This is a genomic window from Epibacterium ulvae, from assembly GCF_018678075.1.
In the GTDB taxonomy this organism is placed as follows: domain Bacteria; phylum Pseudomonadota; class Alphaproteobacteria; order Rhodobacterales; family Rhodobacteraceae; genus Epibacterium; species Epibacterium ulvae_A.
Genome location: NZ_JAHHIR010000004.1, coordinates 1,761 through 3,309, shown reverse-complemented (window position 1 = coordinate 3,309; position 1,549 = coordinate 1,761). Strand labels below are relative to the sequence as shown.

The window sequence follows — 1,549 nt, the reverse complement described above, 5'->3', positions numbered from 1 at the left end:
TCGGTGTCTTCAGCGGCATAGAATCTCGCGCTTGCCGGATGTCGAGGGCGACAAGCCTAAGCGGCAGCAGCTCAAGCGCTACCCGATCGGATTTTTCATATCGATATTGCCGAGGTGCAGACTGCGGAGGGTAAGCTGTATCTTTTCGTCGGCATTGACCGGACCAGCAAGTTTGCAGTCACCCAACTCGTGGAAAAAGCGGATCGCAAGACCGCTTGGGAGTTCCTTGAACATCTACTCCAGTTTGGACCTGTCACGCTTTTGTGCCGCCCCAAGTGCTCGTTTAAGCCACTTTCCGTTCAAAAGCGACGGGGCTTTTCCAGCCCAAAGCTGAGTGGCCGCGACGCGGATTGTAGAAGCCGTTGATGTATTCGAAGATGGCCATTTCAGCCTTTCGTCGTGTCTCCCAAGGGTGCCGCCAGATCAGTTCAGCTTTGGTCGTTTTGAAGAACGTCTCGACTGCCGCGTTTTGCGCCTTTGGATGATCCCCCGGATCATCCAATCCGCTGGCACGGACCAGCTTAAACTCATAGCAATTGCCTTTTCCGCTCATCGACACCTTGAACCCGTGCTGGCGCAGGATCTTCTGATAGTCATGAGAGCAGTATTGCGACCCACGATCTGTGTGGTGGATGCAGTCCTTGGGCGGTTGCCGGAACGCGATGGCCATACTCAACGCCCGGATCGCCAGGTCGCGTTTCATGCGATTGCTGACGGCCCATCCGATGACCCTTCGGGAATGCAGATCAAGGATCACAGCCAAATAGAGCCAGCCTTCGCGGGTCCAGACATAGCTGATATCACCAGCCCACTTCTGATTGGGTGCGTCTGCTGAGAAGTTACGATCCAGCAGGCTTGGCGCAATATTGAACTTATGATCGCTGTCTGTCGTCACCTTATGTTTGCGTGTTCTCACAACTGATATGCCGTTCTGGCGCATCAACCTGCCAATACGGCGGTGACCCACATCTAAACCGATCTCTTTCAGCTCTTCTGTCATGCGTGGGCGGCCATAGCTGCCCAAGCTCAGGCGCGATTGTTCTTTAATGTGCGCCAACGTCACCATATCGGACCGCTGCCTGCGGCTGGCAGGACGGTGGCGAAATGCTCGCAAACCGCGTGGACTTTTTAAACACTTCCCTTTCCTCCTTGAGAATGCGGTTCTCACGCCGAAGCCGGTCATTCTCTTGGGCGAGGCATAAATCCTCTTTCGACACCACATCCGTGTCTCGGTGCGCCGTAATCCATTTGTTCAGCGTCGACATGCCAACACCCAGATCATCAGCAACCTGCTTGCGTGTCAGCCCACTCGTCAGCGCGATCCGCACTGCATCTTGGCGGAATTCGTCCGTCCGTTTCAGTCCCATAGTCAGTCTCCTTTGCTGAAACAAATGCTATCAAAGGAGCGGCATCAAACCGGGACAGGTCCAGGCTGTGCCTTACCGCCTCCACACGATCCTCACCGATAACGGGATCCAATTCGCAGAGCAGCCTCGGAACCGGAACAAAGCATATTCCCGGCAGATACGCTTGGACATGATCTGTGAGG

Annotated in this window: 3 pseudogenes; 2 read left to right on the top strand and 1 reads right to left on the bottom strand. The window is 54.9% G+C overall.

What is annotated here, in order from left to right:
- Positions 1-252 (top strand): annotated as a pseudogene (locus tag KMP13_RS20290) (IS481 family transposase); the annotation flags it as partial.
- A 31-nt stretch (positions 253-283) separates the two neighbouring features.
- Here KMP13_RS20290 and KMP13_RS00430 read toward each other — a convergent pair.
- A pseudogene (locus tag KMP13_RS00430) lies at positions 284-1,367 on the bottom strand (IS3 family transposase).
- A gap of 58 nt (positions 1,368-1,425) precedes the next feature.
- Here KMP13_RS00430 and KMP13_RS21035 point away from each other — a divergent pair.
- A pseudogene (locus KMP13_RS21035) lies at positions 1,426-1,549 on the top strand (IS481 family transposase); the annotation flags it as partial.